This is a genomic window from Burkholderia sp. EMB26 (assembly GCF_024730645.1).
Classification (GTDB): domain Bacteria; phylum Pseudomonadota; class Gammaproteobacteria; order Burkholderiales; family Burkholderiaceae; genus Burkholderia; species Burkholderia cenocepacia.
On sequence record NZ_CP078070.1, the window covers coordinates 884,132 to 901,284 of the forward strand.

The following is a 17,153-nucleotide window of genomic DNA, read 5'->3' on the forward strand; positions in this document are numbered from 1 at the left end:
ACTGCACGACAACGCGCGGCAGCGGGCCGCGCTTCATCTCAACGTGCACGCGCCCATGTCCGATCACTCCGTCTATCTCGACGCGCTCGACGCGAGCCTCGTCGCCATCGAGCGCTGGCTGTCCGGCGTCGATACCGCGCCGGCGGCGCTCGACGCGCTGCTCGCGGCGTTTTCCAGTGAATTCACGATGATCCTGACCGACGGCCGCGTGGTCGACCACGACGGCACGCGCGCGCTGTTCGCGAAGCTGGCGGGCGCGAAGCCGGGGCTGCGCATCACGCTGTCGGAGATCCGCGTGCTCGCGGCCGACGCAGCGCATGCGGTGCTCACCTATCTCGAAGCGCAGCACGCGGCAGCGGGCGAGCTGCCTGCGCGCCGCGCGACCGCCGTGTTCACGCGTGATGCGGCGGGCGTCGTGCGCTGGTCCCATCTGCAGGAAACCTTCTGCACGGCCTGAGCGGCCGCGCTGCCTGAACAGCCGCGCTTCACGCCGGCCGCGGCGTCAGCGCTTGCGCGTGCGGACGACCGTCAGCTCGTCGGACACGCTCTGCATCAGCGCGCACAGCCACGCGATGTCGGTCGGCCGATCGGGTTGCGGGTGCGTGAGCAGGTAGCTCTTGATGCGCGGGAACGGCACGGGCGGCGTGGCGACGACGAGCGGCAGCAGTTGCGCATAGTGGGTCGCGAAGCGGCGCGTCGTCGTGAAGATCAGGTCCGACTGCAGCAGCACCTGCGGCACGATGCCGAAGTACGGCAGCGTCGTCACGATGCGCCGCGTGAGGCGCGCGCGTGCCAGGCCGATCTCGATCGCGTTGCGCTTGTCGCCGGTGTACGGCGTCGGCGCGACGTGCGCGGCCGACGCGTACGCTTCGCGTGTGAGCGGTGCGCGGGCGAGCGGATGCGCGTCGCGCATCAGGCACACGATCGTGTCGGAGAACAGGTCCTGGCGCGCGAACTGCGGGTCGGGCTTCGGCCAGTTGCCGATCACGAGATCGAGCGCGCCCGATTCGAGCGCGCCCGCGTGGTCGAGCGCGGGATTCAGCGAATCGATTTCCAGATGGGCATGCGGCGCCGCGTCGCGAAAACGCTCGATCAGCGTCGGCATGAAGAAATCGTTCAGGTAGTCGGGCGCGGCGACGCGGAACGTGCGCCGCGCGGACGACGGATCGAAGTCGCCGTGCGGCGTCGCGATGAAGTCGACCTCGCGCAGCGCGCGCGACGCGGCTTCGAGCAGCGATGCGCCGTATTCGGTCGGCACCATGCCCGACTTGCCGCGCACGAGGATCGGGTCGTTCAGCGTCTCGCGCAGCTTGCGCAGCGCGGTGCTGATCGCGGGCTGGGTCTGGTTCAGCCGCAGCGCGGCCTGCGTGACGCTGCGCTCGAGCAGCAGCGTGCGCAACACGCGCACGAGCCAGATGTCGAGCGAGGCGGTACGGTCGTCGTCCATTCGTGGAGGGTGATTCGGGTGACGCGTAACCTTACCGCAGCCGCGCGTTGCCGTGCGTGATACCGGCCATCACGCACGTCCCTTCGGCAGCGTGCTGATCCGCTTGACCTCGCGCGATTCGAGCCAGTTCGGCGTGCGTGCGCAGTACAGCACCATCGGCAGCGCGTCCTCGCCCCAGAACAATTGCTGGTTCATCCAGAACGTCGGTACGCCGAACACGCCGAGCGCGATCGCGTCGGCCGTGTTGCGCGACAGCTGCGCAGCGGTTTCCTCGAATTCGATCAGCTCGTCGCCGTGGCCGACGCCGACGCGTTCGCACAGCGCCGCGAAGCCTTCCGGCGTCGACGGATCGTTGCCTTCGCGCCAGATGAAACGGAACATTTCCAGCACCGTGACGATATCGGCGCGCAGCGCGATCGCGAGGCGCAGCACCTTGTCGGAATCGAACGGGTGCGCGGGCGGCATCTTGAAGCGGATGCCGAGCTGTTCCGCGCGGAACAGCGCGTGGCGGTACGTGAACACGCGCTTGGCCGGCACGTCGGCGCTCGAGCGCTGGCCCCAGTGGCGCTGCAGGTCGGGCAGCGACACGGCCACCGGGTCGAACGGCACGTCCGGCCATTTGTCGTGCTGCTCGAGCAGCAGATACGAGAACGGCGACACGAAGTCGAAGAACCAGGCGGGTTGGGCGGTATCGAGGCCGGTTGTCATGTCGTTCTCCAGAAGGTGGGGCGTGCGGCGCCTGGCGGCGGCCTCCATGTTACGCGGCGGCACGCGCATGCAGCAATGATCGCGGATCGTCCGCTCACGCGGAACCGGGAGTCGCCCGGGGGGCGTCGCCGGCCGGCGGCGCGGGGTCGGTGCGCCCCTGCGGCGCGCTGCCGGCGCCGGGCGGGCCCGCCGGCGCGTCCTGGTCGTGCGCGGTGAGCCGTTCGCGCACGAAGCCGATGTGCTCGCGCAGCACGTAGAACTGTCCGGCGTACGCGAGCGGCATCTTCATCCGGTTCACGGCTTCCTCGATGTCGTCGAGCTCGTCAAGCAGCTGGACGCGCTCCTCCGCCGTATGTTCGCCGAGCGCGCTGCGCTCGAGCGCGATCAACGCGCCGTACCACCGGTAGATGCGCGAGCGCACGCGCCAGCCGTACAGCGACGGCACGAGCCGCAGCCCCGGGATCAGCACGACGATCAGCGGCACGACCACCACCAGCAGCCGGTCGACGAGGCTCGCGACCCAGAACGGCAGCCGCCGGTACAGGAAGGTCTTGCCCGACTTGTAGTAGCGCGCGGCGTCGTCCGACAGCGGGAAGCCGCGCGTGACGGACGACGGGAATTCACCGGCATGCTGCAGGATCGTCGCGTGGCCGTGCACTTCGCGCGCGGCCTCGATCAGCAGGTCGGACAGCGCGGGGTGAAGCGAGTCGCGCGCGACGAGTTCGATCGTCGGCGCGACCGTGTGGATGTCGGCGGGCGGCAGGTTGCGGCCGAGGTCGTAGACGCCCATCGGCAGCGTGATCGCCGTCAGGTACGGAAAGCGCCGCGCATAGGCCTCGGCCTGCGTGAACGAATACACGTGCACGCCCGGCGCGCGGAACAGCTTCGCCATCACCGGGATCTGCGTCGAGTCGCCGGACAGGAAGGCCGCGTCGATCTTGCCGTCGAGCAGCGCGGTCGCGGCGTCTTCGCCGGCGGTCGGCAACAGCTCGGTCGGGCCGCCCGGCACGATGCCGTTCATCTTCAGCAGCGCGAGGCTCAGTTCGCGCGCGCCGCTGCCTTCCGCGCCGAGCGCGAGCCGCTTGCCCTTGAAGTCGGACAGGCGCGCGACGACCGGGCCGCGGTACATGATCGCGAGCGGCACGTAACCGATGCTGCCGAGCGACACGAGATGCTCGTCGCGCTCCTTCGGGCCGATGCCGCTCTGCACGAAACCGACGTCGACCGGCGCGTTCGGGTTCGACAGCCGCGCGAGGTTCTGCGCGGAACCTTCGGACGATTGAACGTCGAGCGTGACGCCGTTTTTTGCGAGGATCGCCTTGTATTTCTGCGCGGCGTTCCAGTACGTGCTGCCGGGCGGCCCGGACGAGATCACGAGCGTGGACGGCGGCGCCGGCTGGATCAGCTTGACCGCGAGCCAGACGGCCGCGCCGGCGAGCAGCACGGTCGGGCCGATCGACAGCGCGAGGTCGCGCCACGAGACGGCGACGAAGCGGGCGAGGATGCGGCGCGGCGGGCGAGGGCGGGCAGGCTTCATGGGATCGGCGGATGACGCTGGCGTGACGCATCGGTGACGGTCGTCGCGGGACGACGCGGATTCTCGCGGCGATGGTAACCGGTTTCCCCGCGCATGCGCGAGTCGGGCGGGCTCGCGCGGCTGCGCGGCGACGGCGGCGGGCGCCGCCGCGTCAAAAGCTTTGCGCTTCCGCGGGCGCTGGATTACATTGTGCGACGCAGCCGCGCCCGATTCGCGCGCGACCCGGCACGTGATGAGACCGGGCGCGTCCGGCCGGCGGCTGTCCGGCCCGGCCGGCCCGCTTTCGCGTGCGCCGGCCGCCGGCCCGTGACGCCTCTCTCGTATCGCCGTGGAAAACACCGGCTGTCCCGCCCGTTCGCGCGCGGGCCGGCTGTTTTTGGGGGTATCCGGCCGTACTGTGCACGGCCGTTCCGGAGTGATAAGGAGATAGCATGAAGTCGATCGTGTTGAGAGCGTTGGGCGTCGCCGCCGTGGCGGCCTGTCTGTCGGGCAGCGTGTATGCGCAGTCGAGCGACGCAGCGGCAACGGAAGCGCCGGCGGCCGCGACGAGCGCGCCGAAGGCCGCCGCGAAAACCGCGAAGAAGGCGAACCGCAAGCTCGGCTACGCGGTGCGCAAGGCCATTACGAAGGCCGGCGGCATCGACGTGGCGAACATCGTCGTGCGCTCGAAGGGCGGCGCGATCTCGCTGGAGGGCACGGTGCCCGACCAGGCACAGATCGACAAGGCGGAAGAGGCGGCCAAGAGCGTGAAGGGCGTGACGTCGGTCTCGAACAAGCTGACGGTGCAGCAGCAGTAACGCCGGGCGGCGGCGCGCGAGCGCCGCGCACGCCCGTTCCAGGCGGGCCCCGGCATGCCGGGGCCCGTTTGCGCTTCAGAGGCCGAAAGCCGCGCGACGCGGCGGCGGACCGATAACGATATCGAGAGGGCGGCGATGACGAAGCTCGGGTGGGGCAGGCGGGTGGTGTGGGGAGCGGCGCTGGCCGCGGTCGCGATGCTCGGCGCCTGCAACGGCGACGATTCGGCCGAGCGCAACCGGTTGCCCGGCTTCGTGGCCGGCAGCGTGCGCACGACGGCCTACGACGGCGCGAGCGACGACCTGCTGACGGCCGGCCTCGGCAAGACGGGCCTTGCCGCGGCGAGCGCGCCCGGCTTCGCGAACCCGGCGCGGCCGACCAGCGCGGAATTGCGCCGCCTCGCGATCTGGTCGAACTACCGCGCGCTCGTCGACATGAGCGCGAACGGCGGCTACGGCCGCTTCTGGGGGCCGAACGTCGACCTCGACGGCAATGATACGCTCGGCGAAGGCAAGATCGCCGGCACCGAATATCTCGCGTACGCCGATGATGGCAGCGGCACGAAGAACGTGACGCTGCTCGTGCAGGTACCCGCCCGCTTCGATCCCGCGCAGCCCTGCATCGTCACCGCGACGTCGTCCGGCTCGCGCGGCGTGTACGGCGCGATTTCCGCGGCCGGCGAGTGGGCGCTCAAGCGCGGCTGCGCGGTGGCCTACAACGACAAGGGCGGCGGCAACGGCGCGCACGAGCTCGGCTCCGACACCGTCACGCTGATCGACGGCACGCTCGCCAACGCGGTGCTGGCCGGCACCGCGAGCCTGTTTACCGCGAACGTGACGAGCGGCGATCTCGCCGCGTTCAACAGCCGTTTCCCGAACCGCTACGCGTTCAAGCACGCGCATTCGCAACAGAATCCCGAGCAGGACTGGGGGCGCGCGACGCTGCAGTCGGTCGAATTTGCGTACTGGGCGCTCAACGAGCAGTTCGGACCGGTGATCGACGGTACGCATCACGGCGTGCGTTATCGAGCGGGCGACATCACGACGATCGCCGCGTCGGTCAGCAACGGCGGCGGCGCGTCGCTCGCGGCGGCTGAGCAGGACAGCCGCGGCTGGATTACCGCGGTCGTGGTCGGCGAGCCGCAGATCAACGTGCGGATGGCGCCGAATGCGGTGGTCCGCGCGGGTGGCCAGCCGGTGCCGTCGTTCGGCCGGCCGCTGGCCGATTACGCGACGCTCGCGAACCTGCTGGAACCGTGCGCGGCCGCGTCGGCGTCGCTCGCCGGCGCACCGTATCTGAGCGCGCTGCCGGCCGCGACCACGCAGTCGATCCGCACGCAGCGCTGCGCGACGCTCGCCGCGGCCGGGCTGGTGGCGGGCGCCGACACGCAGAGCCAGGCGGCCGACGCGCTCGCGCAGCTCCACGCGGCCGGCTATCTGGCCGATTCCGACCTGCTGCAGGCGTCGATGTGGGATTCGCAGGCGATTCCCGCGATCGCGGTCACCTATGCGAACGCGTACACACGCTCGCGCGTCACCGACAACCTGTGCAACTTCAGCTTCGCGACGACGAACCCGGCGACGGGCGCGGTCGCGCCACCCGCCGCGTCGCCGATGCCGGCCGTGTTCGGCGCCGGCAACGGCGTGCCGCCGACGGCCGGCATCAATCTCGTGTTCAACAACGGCGCCGGCGTCGACCACCGGCTCGCGACGCCCGATGCGAGCTTCGCGGGCGCGCTGTGCCTGCGCCAGCTGTGGACCAACGGGATGCTCGGGATGCCCGCGAACGTCGATACAGTGCGCGTGAACGCGAACCTGCACGGCAAGCCGGCGATCATCGTGCAGGGCCGCAGCGACGCGCTCGTACCGGTGAACCACGCGTCGCGCGCGTACGTCGCGCAGAACGGCATCAGCGAAGCCGGGCGCAGCCAGCTGGTGTTCTACGAGGTGACCAACGGCCAGCACTTCGACGCGTTCCTGTCGGTGCCGGGCTTCGACACGCGCTTCGTGCCGGTTCACTACTACAACGTGCAGGCGTTGAACCTGATGTGGCAGCACCTGAAGAACGGCGCGCCGCTGCCGCCGTCGCAGGTGATCCGCACGGTGCCGCGCGGCGGCACGCCGGGCGCCGCGCCCGCGCTGACGAGCGCGAACCTGCCGCCGATCTCGGCCGCGCCGGGCGCGAACGCGATTTCCGTCGGCGCCGGCACGATCGACGTGCCGCTCTGACGGCCGCGTCGCGCCCCCTCCCGTCAGCCGGACAGCCGTCCGGCTTTTTTATCGACGTCGCCTGGAATCGGTCCCGTACCGCCTTCCATCCGAATGGCGAGCGCTGTAACAAATTATTACTTTACGGCGATAAATCCGGAACCTAATATGCGCCGATATTTTCACTTAATTTAATAAATTACTGATACGAGAATATTCCTTTCCGTTTGGTTAATCGATCCTTTCGATTTTATTCAATCTGCTCGAGTCGCGATTGATCGCCGTTTCGCGATTAATCGGTGTCTCGCCGACGGGAATCGTTCGTCCGTTCGAAGTGAAGGTGCCCCGGTGGGCGGGCTTCACGGGGTGATTCTTTGTCATCGATTTCGTGCGCGTGCGAAATCGTGAAATGAATTCATATTGCCGCGAACCGTTGAATGGTCGTTTGTAATGGAATTGATTCCATTGTGCGGTTGAATAAACATGGGTGGGGGTAAATCGTGCCGGTCGGTATGCGCCGATCCGGTAAAAAACTCGGAGTGCGTCGCATAACGAATGCATTCCTGGTGCGGAGCGCCGGCGCAAATGATCCTTTGCGACCGGCGGTATTTATCGTTCTGTTCGAGAGGCAATAATGACGACACGGAAGTCCTTGAAAGACGGTTTCGCGCTATTCGGAACGACCTTGAGCGTACCGCTCGCCGCCGCGGCGGCCGCGGCGCTGCTCGTCACGGGGTGCGGCGGCGACGACGGGCCGAGCCCGAGCGCGGCGGCCGCCACCGCGGCCGCGACGTCCAGCGGCAGCACGTCGGCCACCGCCGACGCCACGACCGCCACCGCGGCCGACCAGCCGTACGTCGACACCGACGTGTACGGCACCGGGCCGAACGACGCGGTCACCGACTCGACGGAAGGCGCGGCGGTCGTGCACCGGCAGGTCGCGATCGGCGGCAAGACGATCAAGTACACGGCCACCACCGGCCACCTGACGACGATCGATCCGATCACGTCGGCGCCGAACGCGAAGATGTTCTACGTCGCGTACACGCAGGACAATCCGGACTCGTCGAAGCCGCGCCCGGTCACGTTCTTCTACAACGGCGGCCCCGGCTCGTCGTCGGTCTACCTGCTGCTCGGCTCGTACGGGCCGAAGCGCCTGCAGTCGTCGTTCCCCAACTTCACGCCGCCCGCGCCGTACAAGCTGCTCGACAACCCGGACAGCCTGCTCGACCGCACCGATCTCGTGTTCATCAACCCGGTCGGCACCGGTTACTCGACGGCGATCGCCCCGGCGAAGAACAAGGACTTCTGGGGCACCGACCAGGACGCGCGCTCGATCGACCGTTTCATCCAGCGCTACCTGACCAAGTATTCGCGCTGGAATTCGCCGAAGTTCCTGTACGGCGAGTCGTACGGCACCGCGCGTAGCGCGGTCGTGTCGTGGGTGCTGCACGAGGACGGCATCGACCTGAACGGGATCACGTTGCAGTCGTCGATCCTCGACTACGCGAACGCGCTGTCCGCGCCGGGCACGTTCCCGACGCTCGCGGCCGACGCGTTCTACTGGAAGAAGACGACGCTGAACCCGACGCCGACCGATCTCGACGCGTACATGGTCCAGGCCCGCAACTACGCGGACAACACGCTCGCGCCGCTCGCGCAGAAGCCGAACCCGCAGGACGGCGGCTTCGTGAACGTGCGGCTGAACCTGAAGCTCGCGACCGCGCAGCAGATGGGCGCGTACATCGGCACGGACCCGACGTCGCTGATCCAGACCTTCGGCAACCCGGCCGCGCTCGGCAACGTGCCGTCGTCGGACGACAACCCGCCGTACACGTTCTTCCTGACGCTCGTGCCGGGCACGCAGATCGGCCAGTACGACGGTCGCGCGAACTTCACGGGCAAGGGCATCGCGCCGTACATCCTGCCGAACTCCGGCAGCAACGATCCGTCGATCACGAACGTCGGCGGCGCGTACACGGTGCTGTGGAACAGCTACATCAACACCGACCTCAAGTACACGTCGACGTCGTCGTTCGTGGACCTGAACGACCAGGTCTTCAACAACTGGGACTTCAGCCATATCGACCCGACCGGCGCGAACAAGGGCGGTGGCAATACGCTGTACACGGCCGGCGACCTGGCGTCGACGATGAGCGTGAACCCGGACCTGAAGGTGCTGTCGGCGAACGGCTATTTCGACGCCGTCACGCCGTTCCACCAGACGGAGCTGACGCTCGCGCAGATGCCGCTCGATCCGACGCTCAAGGCGCAGAACCTGACGATCAAGAACTACCCGTCGGGCCACATGATCTACCTGAACGACGCGTCGCGGACCGCGCTGAAGGGCGATCTCGCCAGCTTCTACGACGGCATCCTCGCGAACCGCACCGCGCTGCAGCGCGTGCTGAAGCTGCAGGCGCGCACGCAGCAGTTGAAGCAGCAGAAACTGCAGCAGCAGGGGCAGTAAGCGCGGCGGGCGGCGGAGGCCGCCCCGGATGGACGACAGCCCGATCGGCGCGGGCCGGTCGGGCTGTTTTGCTTGGATAGCGGATGATCGCTCGGTGTGTCGGACGCGCCGGCCGGGAGCGGCGTAACCGTGAGGCTGGGCGGAGCGACGCGCCGTTACGCCAGCACGAGCCGCACGCCGACCGCGACGAGCGTCGCGGCGAGCAGGTTGCGCAGCAGCCGCTCGGGCGCGCGCGCCGACAGCAGGCTGCCGAGCACGATGCCGGGCAGCGAACCGAGCAGCAGCGACAGCAGCATCGACCAGTCGACCGAGCCGAGCAGCCAGTGGCCCATGCCCGCGACCAGCGTGAGCGGCACCGCATGCGCGATGTCGGAACCGACGATGCGGGTCGTCGCGAGCAGCGGATACAGCAGCAGGAGCACGGTCACGCCGATCGCGCCGGCGCCGACCGACGTCATCGACACGAGCACGCCGAGCACGGCGCCCGTCAGCACGGTCGACCACAGTGTGCGCGCGGGGCTCGGCGCGAGCGGGTTGCGCGCGGCGAATGCCGTGAGCTGCGGCCGGAAGATCAACGCGAGCGACGTGAGCAGCAGCGCGATCCCGAGCACGAGCTGGATCATCCGCGCGGTGCCCGGCGTGTTCATCCCGTGCGTGTGCAGCCACCACAGCGTGAGCGCCGCGGCCGGCACGCTGCCCGCCGCGAGCCGGCCGGTGATGCGCCAGTCGATCGAGCCTTTCAGGCCGTGGACCAGCGTGCCGGTGGCCTTGGTCGCGGCCGCGTACAGCAGGTCGGTGCCGACCGCCGTCGCGGGGTGGACGCCGAACAGCAGCACGAGAATCGGCGTCATCAACGAACCGCCGCCGACGCCCGTCAGGCCGACGAGAATGCCGACGAACAGGCCGGACAGGGAGTACAGCAGATCGATATGGGGAAGCGACATCGGAAGCAGGCGGTTATGCGGCGTTCGGCGACGGCGCGCGGCCGCGGCGGCGCGCATCAAAGTCCGCCATTGTCGCAAAAGTGGCGCGTCAATGTACGACCGCGTTAAAAATCGGCCGGGAAGGCTCGCGCGGGCGGCGGCCGGCGGGATGTGAAACGGGCGTTTGAGCCGGGGGCGAGGATCGTCGTCAGCCTGACAGGTATGACGAACCGCGCGCCTCCGCTGCGCGCAAAAAAGGGCGCGACACTGCGCGCCCTGATTCGATGCAGGCTCCCGGTTCGGCTGCCGACGGTCAGTGCAGCGCCGGGCCGGCGCCTTCGACCGCGCGTGGCGGCCGGATCCGCAGCGCGAACCCGATCAGCGCGGCCACGGCCGCGAACGCCGCGCCGAATGCGAAGGCCGCGTGGTAGCCGCCGTTCAGCGCGTCGAGCGGCGCGGCCCGCGCCGCCGCGAGCGCGTCGGTGCGGGCGCCGGCGAGACTCGCGAGGACCGCGAGCCCGAGCGCGCCGCCCATCATGAACGCGGTGTTGACGATGCCCGACGCGAGCCCGGAATCGGCCGGGTCGACGTCGCTCATCGCGGCGAGCAGCATCGGATTGAACGCGACGCCCGCGCCGATGCCGAGCAGCGTCATGCCGGGCAGCACGTGCCACACGAAACCGCCGTCGACCGGCGCGCGCGAGAACAGCGCGAGTCCGCATGCCGCGATCAGCAGGCCGGCGGCGATCGGGCCGCGGATCCCGAAACGCATCACGATCCGGGCCGACAGCCCGAGCGAGAACGCGGCCATGATCAGGTTCGCCGGCAGGAACGCGAGGCCGACCTGCAGCGGCCCGTAGCCGAGCACGCGCTGCATGTACAGCGCGGACAGGAAGAACCACGCGAACATCGCGGCCGCCCACAGCACGGCGATCGTGTTCGCGAGCGCGACGTTGCGCGCCGCGAACAGCGTGAGCGGCATCAACGGATGCGCGACGCGCGACTCGATCGCGATGAACAGCGCGAGCAGCACGACGGCCGCGCCGATCAGCGCGACGGTCTGCGTCGACAGCCAGCCGGCCTCGTTGCCGCCGACGATCCCGTAGACGGCCAGCATCAGCGACGCGGTCACGGTGATCGCGCCGGCGACGTCGAGCCGCGCCGTGCCGGCCGGCGCACGCGTGCGCGGCAGCAGCGCGACGCACATCGCGTAGACCGCGACGCCGATCGGCAGGTTGACGAGAAAGATCCAGTGCCACGACAGCGAGCTCGTCAGCAGCCCGCCGAGCAGCACGCCGATGCTGCCGCCGCCCGCGCACACGAAGCCGTAGACGCCCATCGCGCGGGCGCGTTCGCCGGGTGCCGTGAAGAGGTTCATGATCAGCGACAGCGAGACGGCCGACACGACCGCGCCGCCGAGCCCCTGCACCGCGCGCGCGGCGATCAGCATCGCCTGCGATTGCGCGAGGCCGCAGGCGAGCGACGCGAGCGTGAACACGACGAGGCCCGCGAGGAACATGCGTCGCTGGCCGTACAGGTCGCCGAGCCGGCCGCCGAGCAGCAGGCAGCCGCCGAACGTCAGCAGGTATGCGTTGACGACCCACACGAGGGCCGTTTCGGTGAAGTGGAGGTCGGTGCTGATCGACGGCAGCGCAACGTTCACGATCGTGCTGTCGAGCACGATCATCAGCACGCCGAGACAGAGCACGATCAGCGCGTACCAGCGCTTCTCGCCGTGAATCCCGTGGGTCATGGGCCTGCAGCCTTCTGATAGTTATTTGAAAGGATGCATTGTAGACGTCGACGGCGCGGGCTTCCTGCCGGTTTGTGGCAGGAGCGTCGCGTAGTGGCGCCCGGCCCGGCGCGCGTGCAGCGGGCGGCGCGTTACGACCGGGGCAATTCGCAGCCGTCGGGGCCGCAGGCGGCCGCGTCGCTGCCGCCGAGTTCGACGATGCCGTCGCGCCACGCCCGGTCGAGCGCCTGCGCGAACGCGTCGGCCGGCTGCGCGCCGGACACCGCGTAGCGGCCGCCGAACACGAACAGCGGCACGCCGCGCCCGCCGATCTGCGCGGCACGCGCGATGTCGGCCTCGACTTCGTCGCGGTGCGCGTCGCTGTGCAGCACCGCTTCGACGGCCGAGCGCTCGAGCCCGGCTTCGACCGCGAATTCGGTCAGCGCGGCATGATCGAACAGCGAGCCGTGTTCGCAGAAATACGCGCGATACAGCCGCTCGGTCAGCGCATGCGCGCGACCCGTGGCTTCCGCGAGCTTGACGAGCCGGTGGCCGTCGAGCGTGTCGCCGACGAGCGTGCCGGGCAGGTCGTAGCGCAGCCCGACGCTCGCCGCCGCCTCGGTCACCTGGCGCAGCATCTGGTCGACCTGCGCGGGCGACATCCGGTACTTGCCCGCCAGCATCGCCTCGACCGGCTCGACGGGCTGGCCGGGCATCAGCCGGTATGCGCGCAGCGCGACGTCGACGCGGTCGGCGTGCGCGAACGCGGCCAGCGCCTCGTCGAAGCGGCGCTTGCCGATCCAGCACCACGGGCAGATCAGGTCGGACCAGATTTCGACGGTCAGGGTCGGGCGGGCAGTCGGGGCAGGAGCGGTCGTCATGGGCGGTCCGGGGCGGCAAAAAGTGTAACCGAGACTATATCACTTTATGTTTCGACGTTTCGTCGTCCGGGGGACCGTGCGGAAGGGGCCGCGCCCGCCTGTCGCGAAGCATGGACGCGAAACCGGCAGTCCAGCCCGGTACCGATGACCGGGCCGGCCGTCATTACGCTCGCCGCGTCGCGTTCAGGCGTCGCCTTGGGTTTCCTTCAGATGCTTGAGGTGCTTGTAGACCGTCGCGCGCCCCATCCCGAGCACGTTTGCGACGTAGTTCGCCGCGCTCTTGCCGCGGAACGCGCCTTCCGCGTACAGCGCCTCGACGAGCTCGCGCCGGTGTTCGCGCGTGAGCCCGTTCAGCCCGACCTGGCGCTCGCGCAGCCAGCCGTGCAGGAATGTGTTGATGCGCTCCTGCCAGTCGTCGCGGAACAGCTCGTCGGGCTGCGCGACGACGCCCGCGCCCTTGATGAAGAGGTCGAGCGTCGCGCGTACCTCGTCGAACACCGCGATGTTGAAGTTGATGCACATCATCCCGGCCGCCCGGCCTTCGTCGTCGAACAGCACGTTGCTGACGCAGCGCATGCGCCGGCCGTCCCAGTTCAGCTTCTCGTACGGCCCGATCACGCGCTCGCGCGCCGAATGATCGATTTCCTCGAGCGCCGAATCGTCGCCGACCTCGCGCTTGGACAGGTTGTTCGCGAGATACAGCACGGTCTGGTCGTGCAGGTCGTGGATCACGACTTCCGCGTACGGGAAGAACAGCGCGGCGATACCGTCGGCGATCGGCGCATAGCGGGTGAGCAGCAGGTCTTTGACGGGAGATTTCTTCTTGCGCATCGGTGTCGCGATCTCGGGTGGGCGGGCGCCGGGCAGCGTGCCGGGCCGGCGAGCCGGCGTACCGTCGGTCGGCATGCCCGTGCGCGCGCGCGCGGCCGCCGCGGCGGTTGCGCCATTGTATCGGCCCCGCGTGCGCGTGCCGCTCATGCGCGCGTCAGATGCGTGTACAGCGCGTGCGCGATCGCGATGTCCTCGAGCCCGAGGCCGATCGAGCGAAAGAACGCGTGACGCGTGCGCGATGGCGCGGCGCAACTGCCGGCGACGAGCGCGGGCAGGTCGCCGACGATCCGGCCGGCATCCCAGCCGTGCTCGGCCGCGGCGATCTGCATCTCGCCGGCGCTCGCGGGCGTCGTGTGCCGGTAGTCGCAGTAGACGTCCATGTCCGGCAGCCACGCGGGCGGGATTTCGTGCGCGCGCGCGACGTTCGTGCTGATCGACGTGACGAGCGCGGGGCGCGTGAGCATTCCGTCGCCGAGCACGGGCGTGCCCGACGACGTGCACAGCATCACCACGTCCGCGTCGCGCACGCAGGCCTCGACGCTCGCCGCCGCGCGTGCGCGCGGGTCGAGCGCGGCGAGGCCCGCCCGCAGCGCCGCGTTGCCGGCCAGCGCGGGCGAGTACACGCGGATCGTGTTCCAGTCGCGCAGCGCCGCCGTGTGCTTCAGGTGCGCGAGGCCGACCGCGCCCGCGCCGACGATCGCGAGACGGCGCGCGTCACGCGGCGCGAGGCAATCGACCGCGAGCGCCGTCGTGCCGGCCGTGCGCTCGACGGTCAGCAACCCGGCGTCGCACCACATCAGCGGCTGGCCGGTTCGCATCGACATCAGCGCGGTCCACGCGGTGACGATCGGTTTGCCGTCGGGCTTGCCGCCCGTCACGACGTACGGCGACAGCTTCGCGCCGAATACCTGTGCGTCGGCGAGCGCGCCGAGATACGTGATGAAGTCGCCGGCCTGGTCGGGAAACAGCGTGAGCGTCTGCGGCGGCTGCACCGCGCGCGCCGCGGCGAGCGACGCGAACATGCGGCGCAGCGTGCCGAGCACGTCGAGCGACGGCAGCGCCGCGCGCACCGCGGCCTCGTCGACGGTCAGCGGCAGAGTAGGGACGGTTTGCGTCATGAGGACATCTCCGGTTCGGGCTGGACAGAAAGTCTCGAAAGACGGCGTCCGGTGGGGTTCGTGATGGACGAAAAGTCTAATATAGACAAACGAAATCTGGAGGATTTTTATTTTCGGGACAGAGATTCTTTGCCATAGTCATGAAAAACACCATGAAATCAACGGCATTCCGAGCGGGTGACGAAATTTCGACGTGAAGCAGCAGCGCGATCTCCTCGTATCCCCTATGGTCTATAGTAGACTTTAAGTCTATATTTCTGCGTGCGGGACCCGACACGTCGCCATGCGGCGGCCACCTGCGTCGAATGCCGACCCGGCGCCCGACCCGGCGCGCCGTACGACCCGATCTTCATCGCCACACTCCAGAACAGAAGGACCGTCATGAACTGGAAACTTTCCCTCTGCGCCGCTGCGGCGCTCGCGTGCGCGGCCGTCACGGCCCATGCGGAAACCACGTTGCGCTTCGGGATCGAAGCCGCCTATCCGCCGTTCGAGAGCAAGACGCCGGCCGGCCAGTTGCAGGGTTTCGACGTCGACGTCGGCAACGCGGTGTGCGCGAAGCTGAACATGAAGTGCGTGTGGGTCGAGAATTCATTCGACGGGCTGATCCCGGCGCTGCAGGCGCGCAAGTTCGACGCGATCAACTCGGCGATGAACATCACCGCGAAGCGCAAGCAGAGCATCGATTTCACGCCGGCGATCTACGTGGTGCCGATCGTGATGGTCGCGAAGCACGGCTCGCCGCTGAAGCCCGACGTCGCGAGCCTGCGCGGCAAGCACGTCGGCGTGCTGCAGGGCTCGTCGCAGGAGGATTTCCTGAAGGCGCACTGGGCCAATGCGGGCGTGGCCGTCGTGTCGTACCAGGATCAGGACCAGATCTATGCCGATCTCGTCGCGGGGCGTCTCGACGCGGCCGTGCAGGAAGCGCAGACCGCGCAGGACGGGTTCCTCGACAAGCCGGCCGGCCGCGACTACCAGATCGTCGGCGAGCCGCTGAAGGATCCGGCGACGCTCGGCGAAGGCACCGGCTTCGGGATGCGCAAGAACGACAAGGCGCTGCAGGCGAAGATCGTCGGCGCGCTCGACGCGCTGAAGAAGGACGGCACGCTGAGCGCACTGTCGCAGAAGTACTTCAAGCGCGACATCATCGCGAAGTAAGCGCCGCCGCGTGCCGGCCGCGGGGCCGGCGCACGGCGCATCCCATCTCGACGCAGTGCGGGGAACCATGGATTTCGACGTGATCGTTCTGGGGGCCGGCATCGTCGGCGTGTCGTCGGCGCTGCATCTGCAGGATCGCGGGCTGCGCGTCGCGCTCGTCGACCGGCGCGCGCCCGGCGAGGAAACCAGCCACGGCAATGCGGGACTGATCGAGCGCTCGTCGGTCGTGCCGTATGCGTTTCCGCGCCGGCTCGGCACGCTGCTGCGCTATGCGCGCAACCGCTCGGTCGATCTCTATTGGGACTACCGCGCGCTGCCCGCGTATGCGGGCTGGCTCGCGCGCTTCTGGCGCGAATCGTCGCCGCAGCGGCTCGCGGCCGCCGCGCGCGACCTGCTGCCGCTCGTCGCGGCGAGCGTCGTCGAGCACGATGCGCTGCTCGCGCGCACCGACGCGCAGCCGCTCGTGCACGACGGCGGCTGGATCGAGGCGTTTCGTTCGCCCGCGTTGTTCGACGCGGAAGCGCGCGCGCAGCAGCGCGTGGCCGACGCGCACGGGCTGCGGATGACCGTGCTCGACGCGCGTGCGCTGCGCGCGCGCGAGCCCGGTATCGGCGACGCCTTCTGCGGCGCGTTTCACTGGCAGGACCCGAAGACCGTGTCGAGCCCGGGCGGGCTGACCAAGGCCTATGCGCGGCTGTTCGAGCGTGACGGCGGCACGTTCGTGCGCGGCGACGCGACGACGCTCGTGCAGGTGGATGACGGCTGGCAGGTCCGGACCGAACACGGGCCGCTCGTGGCACGCTCGGCCGTGGTCGCGCTGGGCCCCTGGTCCGATCAGGTGTTCGCGCCGCTCGGTTACCGGATTCCGCTGCGCGCGAAGCGCGGCTATCACATGCATTACCGGCCGACGCGCACGCCGCTGAACGTGCCCGTGTGCGATACCGAGGCAGGCTTCGTCGTCGCGCCGATGGAGGGCGGCCGCCTGCGGCTCACGACGGGCGTCGAGATCGCGCTGCCCGACGCGCCGCCGACCGGCGTGCAGCTCGCGCGCGCCGAGCCGCTGGCGCGCGACGCGTTCGGCATCGGCGAGCGGCTCGACCCGGAGCCGTGGCTCGGGATGCGGCCGTGCACGCCCGACATGCGCCCGGTGATCGGGCCCGCGCCGCGCCACCGGCATTTGTGGTTCGCGTTCGGTCATTGCCATCACGGACTCACGCTCGGGCCCGCGACCGGCCGCCTGCTCGCCGAAATGATGACGGGCGCGCCGACCTATATCGATCCCCATCCGTACCGGCCCGCACGCTTCGGCTGAGCCTGCGGCGTGCAGATGCGGCTTCGGCCGCCGG

14 protein-coding genes are annotated in these 17,153 nt (G+C 69.4%); 6 read left to right on the forward strand and 8 right to left on the reverse strand.

From position 1 onward, the window contains the following. Positions 1-55 precede the first annotated feature (55 nt). Complete coding sequence (locus tag KU887_RS04165; RefSeq protein ID WP_006496695.1) at positions 56-457, forward strand: hypothetical protein; 402 nt, start codon at positions 56-58, stop codon at positions 455-457. Positions 458-502: 45 nt separating this feature from the next. On the opposite strand, the gene KU887_RS04170 is transcribed toward KU887_RS04165, so the two are convergent. The 3 genes from KU887_RS04170 to KU887_RS04180 form a co-directional block, all read right to left on the reverse strand. Next, on the reverse strand, positions 503-1,447 hold the full coding sequence (locus KU887_RS04170) for a LysR family transcriptional regulator (RefSeq protein ID WP_006484931.1): 945 nt from the start codon (positions 1,445-1,447) through the stop codon (positions 503-505). A gap of 69 nt (positions 1,448-1,516) precedes the next feature. After that, positions 1,517-2,155, reverse strand: a complete 639-nt coding sequence (locus tag KU887_RS04175) for a DsbA family protein (RefSeq protein WP_006496694.1) — start codon at positions 2,153-2,155, stop codon at positions 1,517-1,519. Positions 2,156-2,249: 94 nt separating this feature from the next. Then, a complete protein-coding gene (locus KU887_RS04180) occupies positions 2,250-3,692 on the reverse strand; it encodes a TAXI family TRAP transporter solute-binding subunit (RefSeq protein ID WP_258254596.1) in 1,443 nt (480 codons plus the stop codon). A gap of 431 nt (positions 3,693-4,123) precedes the next feature. Between KU887_RS04180 and KU887_RS04185 the strand changes: the two genes are divergently transcribed. From KU887_RS04185 to KU887_RS04195, 3 genes are all read left to right on the forward strand, one after another. Beyond that, positions 4,124-4,489, forward strand: a complete 366-nt coding sequence (locus tag KU887_RS04185; RefSeq protein WP_006489437.1) for a BON domain-containing protein — start codon at positions 4,124-4,126, stop codon at positions 4,487-4,489. A gap of 135 nt (positions 4,490-4,624) precedes the next feature. Further along, complete coding sequence (locus tag KU887_RS04190) at positions 4,625-6,715, forward strand: D-(-)-3-hydroxybutyrate oligomer hydrolase (RefSeq protein WP_080324030.1); 2,091 nt, start codon at positions 4,625-4,627, stop codon at positions 6,713-6,715. 613 nt (positions 6,716-7,328) lie between these two features. Next, complete coding sequence (locus KU887_RS04195) at positions 7,329-9,164, forward strand: S10 family peptidase (RefSeq protein ID WP_258254598.1); 1,836 nt, start codon at positions 7,329-7,331, stop codon at positions 9,162-9,164. A 155-nt stretch (positions 9,165-9,319) separates the two neighbouring features. Here KU887_RS04195 and KU887_RS04200 read toward each other — a convergent pair whose 3' ends face one another. The 5 genes from KU887_RS04200 to KU887_RS04220 all read right to left on the reverse strand — a co-directional run bounded on the left by KU887_RS04200 (position 9,320) and on the right by KU887_RS04220 (position 14,649). After that, a complete protein-coding gene (locus KU887_RS04200; protein WP_258254599.1) occupies positions 9,320-10,108 on the reverse strand; it encodes a sulfite exporter TauE/SafE family protein in 789 nt (262 codons plus the stop codon). Between the two features lie 292 nt (positions 10,109-10,400). Next, a complete protein-coding gene (locus KU887_RS04205; RefSeq protein ID WP_258254600.1) occupies positions 10,401-11,840 on the reverse strand; it encodes a DHA2 family efflux MFS transporter permease subunit in 1,440 nt (479 codons plus the stop codon). A gap of 131 nt (positions 11,841-11,971) precedes the next feature. After that, positions 11,972-12,700 carry a DsbA family oxidoreductase gene (locus KU887_RS04210; RefSeq protein ID WP_048991768.1) on the reverse strand — a complete coding sequence of 243 codons (729 nt, stop codon included), beginning with the start codon at positions 12,698-12,700 and terminating at the stop codon, positions 11,972-11,974. Between the two features lie 183 nt (positions 12,701-12,883). Continuing rightward, entirely contained in the window at positions 12,884-13,678 is a 795-nt protein-coding gene (locus tag KU887_RS04215; protein WP_006496684.1) for a transcriptional regulator, read from the reverse strand. After that, entirely contained in the window at positions 13,675-14,649 is a 975-nt protein-coding gene (locus tag KU887_RS04220) for an ornithine cyclodeaminase family protein (RefSeq protein ID WP_258254602.1), read from the reverse strand. The genes KU887_RS04215 and KU887_RS04220 overlap by 4 nt, the downstream gene beginning before the upstream one ends. A 381-nt stretch (positions 14,650-15,030) precedes the next feature. Here KU887_RS04220 and KU887_RS04225 point away from each other — a divergent pair, with 381 nt between their 5' ends. Both KU887_RS04225 and KU887_RS04230 read left to right on the forward strand, forming a co-directional pair. Beyond that, a complete protein-coding gene (locus KU887_RS04225) occupies positions 15,031-15,807 on the forward strand; it encodes an ABC transporter substrate-binding protein (protein ID WP_006496681.1) in 777 nt (258 codons plus the stop codon). Between the two features lie 67 nt (positions 15,808-15,874). Beyond that, positions 15,875-17,119 carry an FAD-binding oxidoreductase gene (locus KU887_RS04230; RefSeq protein WP_258254606.1) on the forward strand — a complete coding sequence of 415 codons (1,245 nt, stop codon included), beginning with the start codon at positions 15,875-15,877 and terminating at the stop codon, positions 17,117-17,119. The last annotated feature ends 34 nt before the right edge of the window (positions 17,120-17,153 follow it).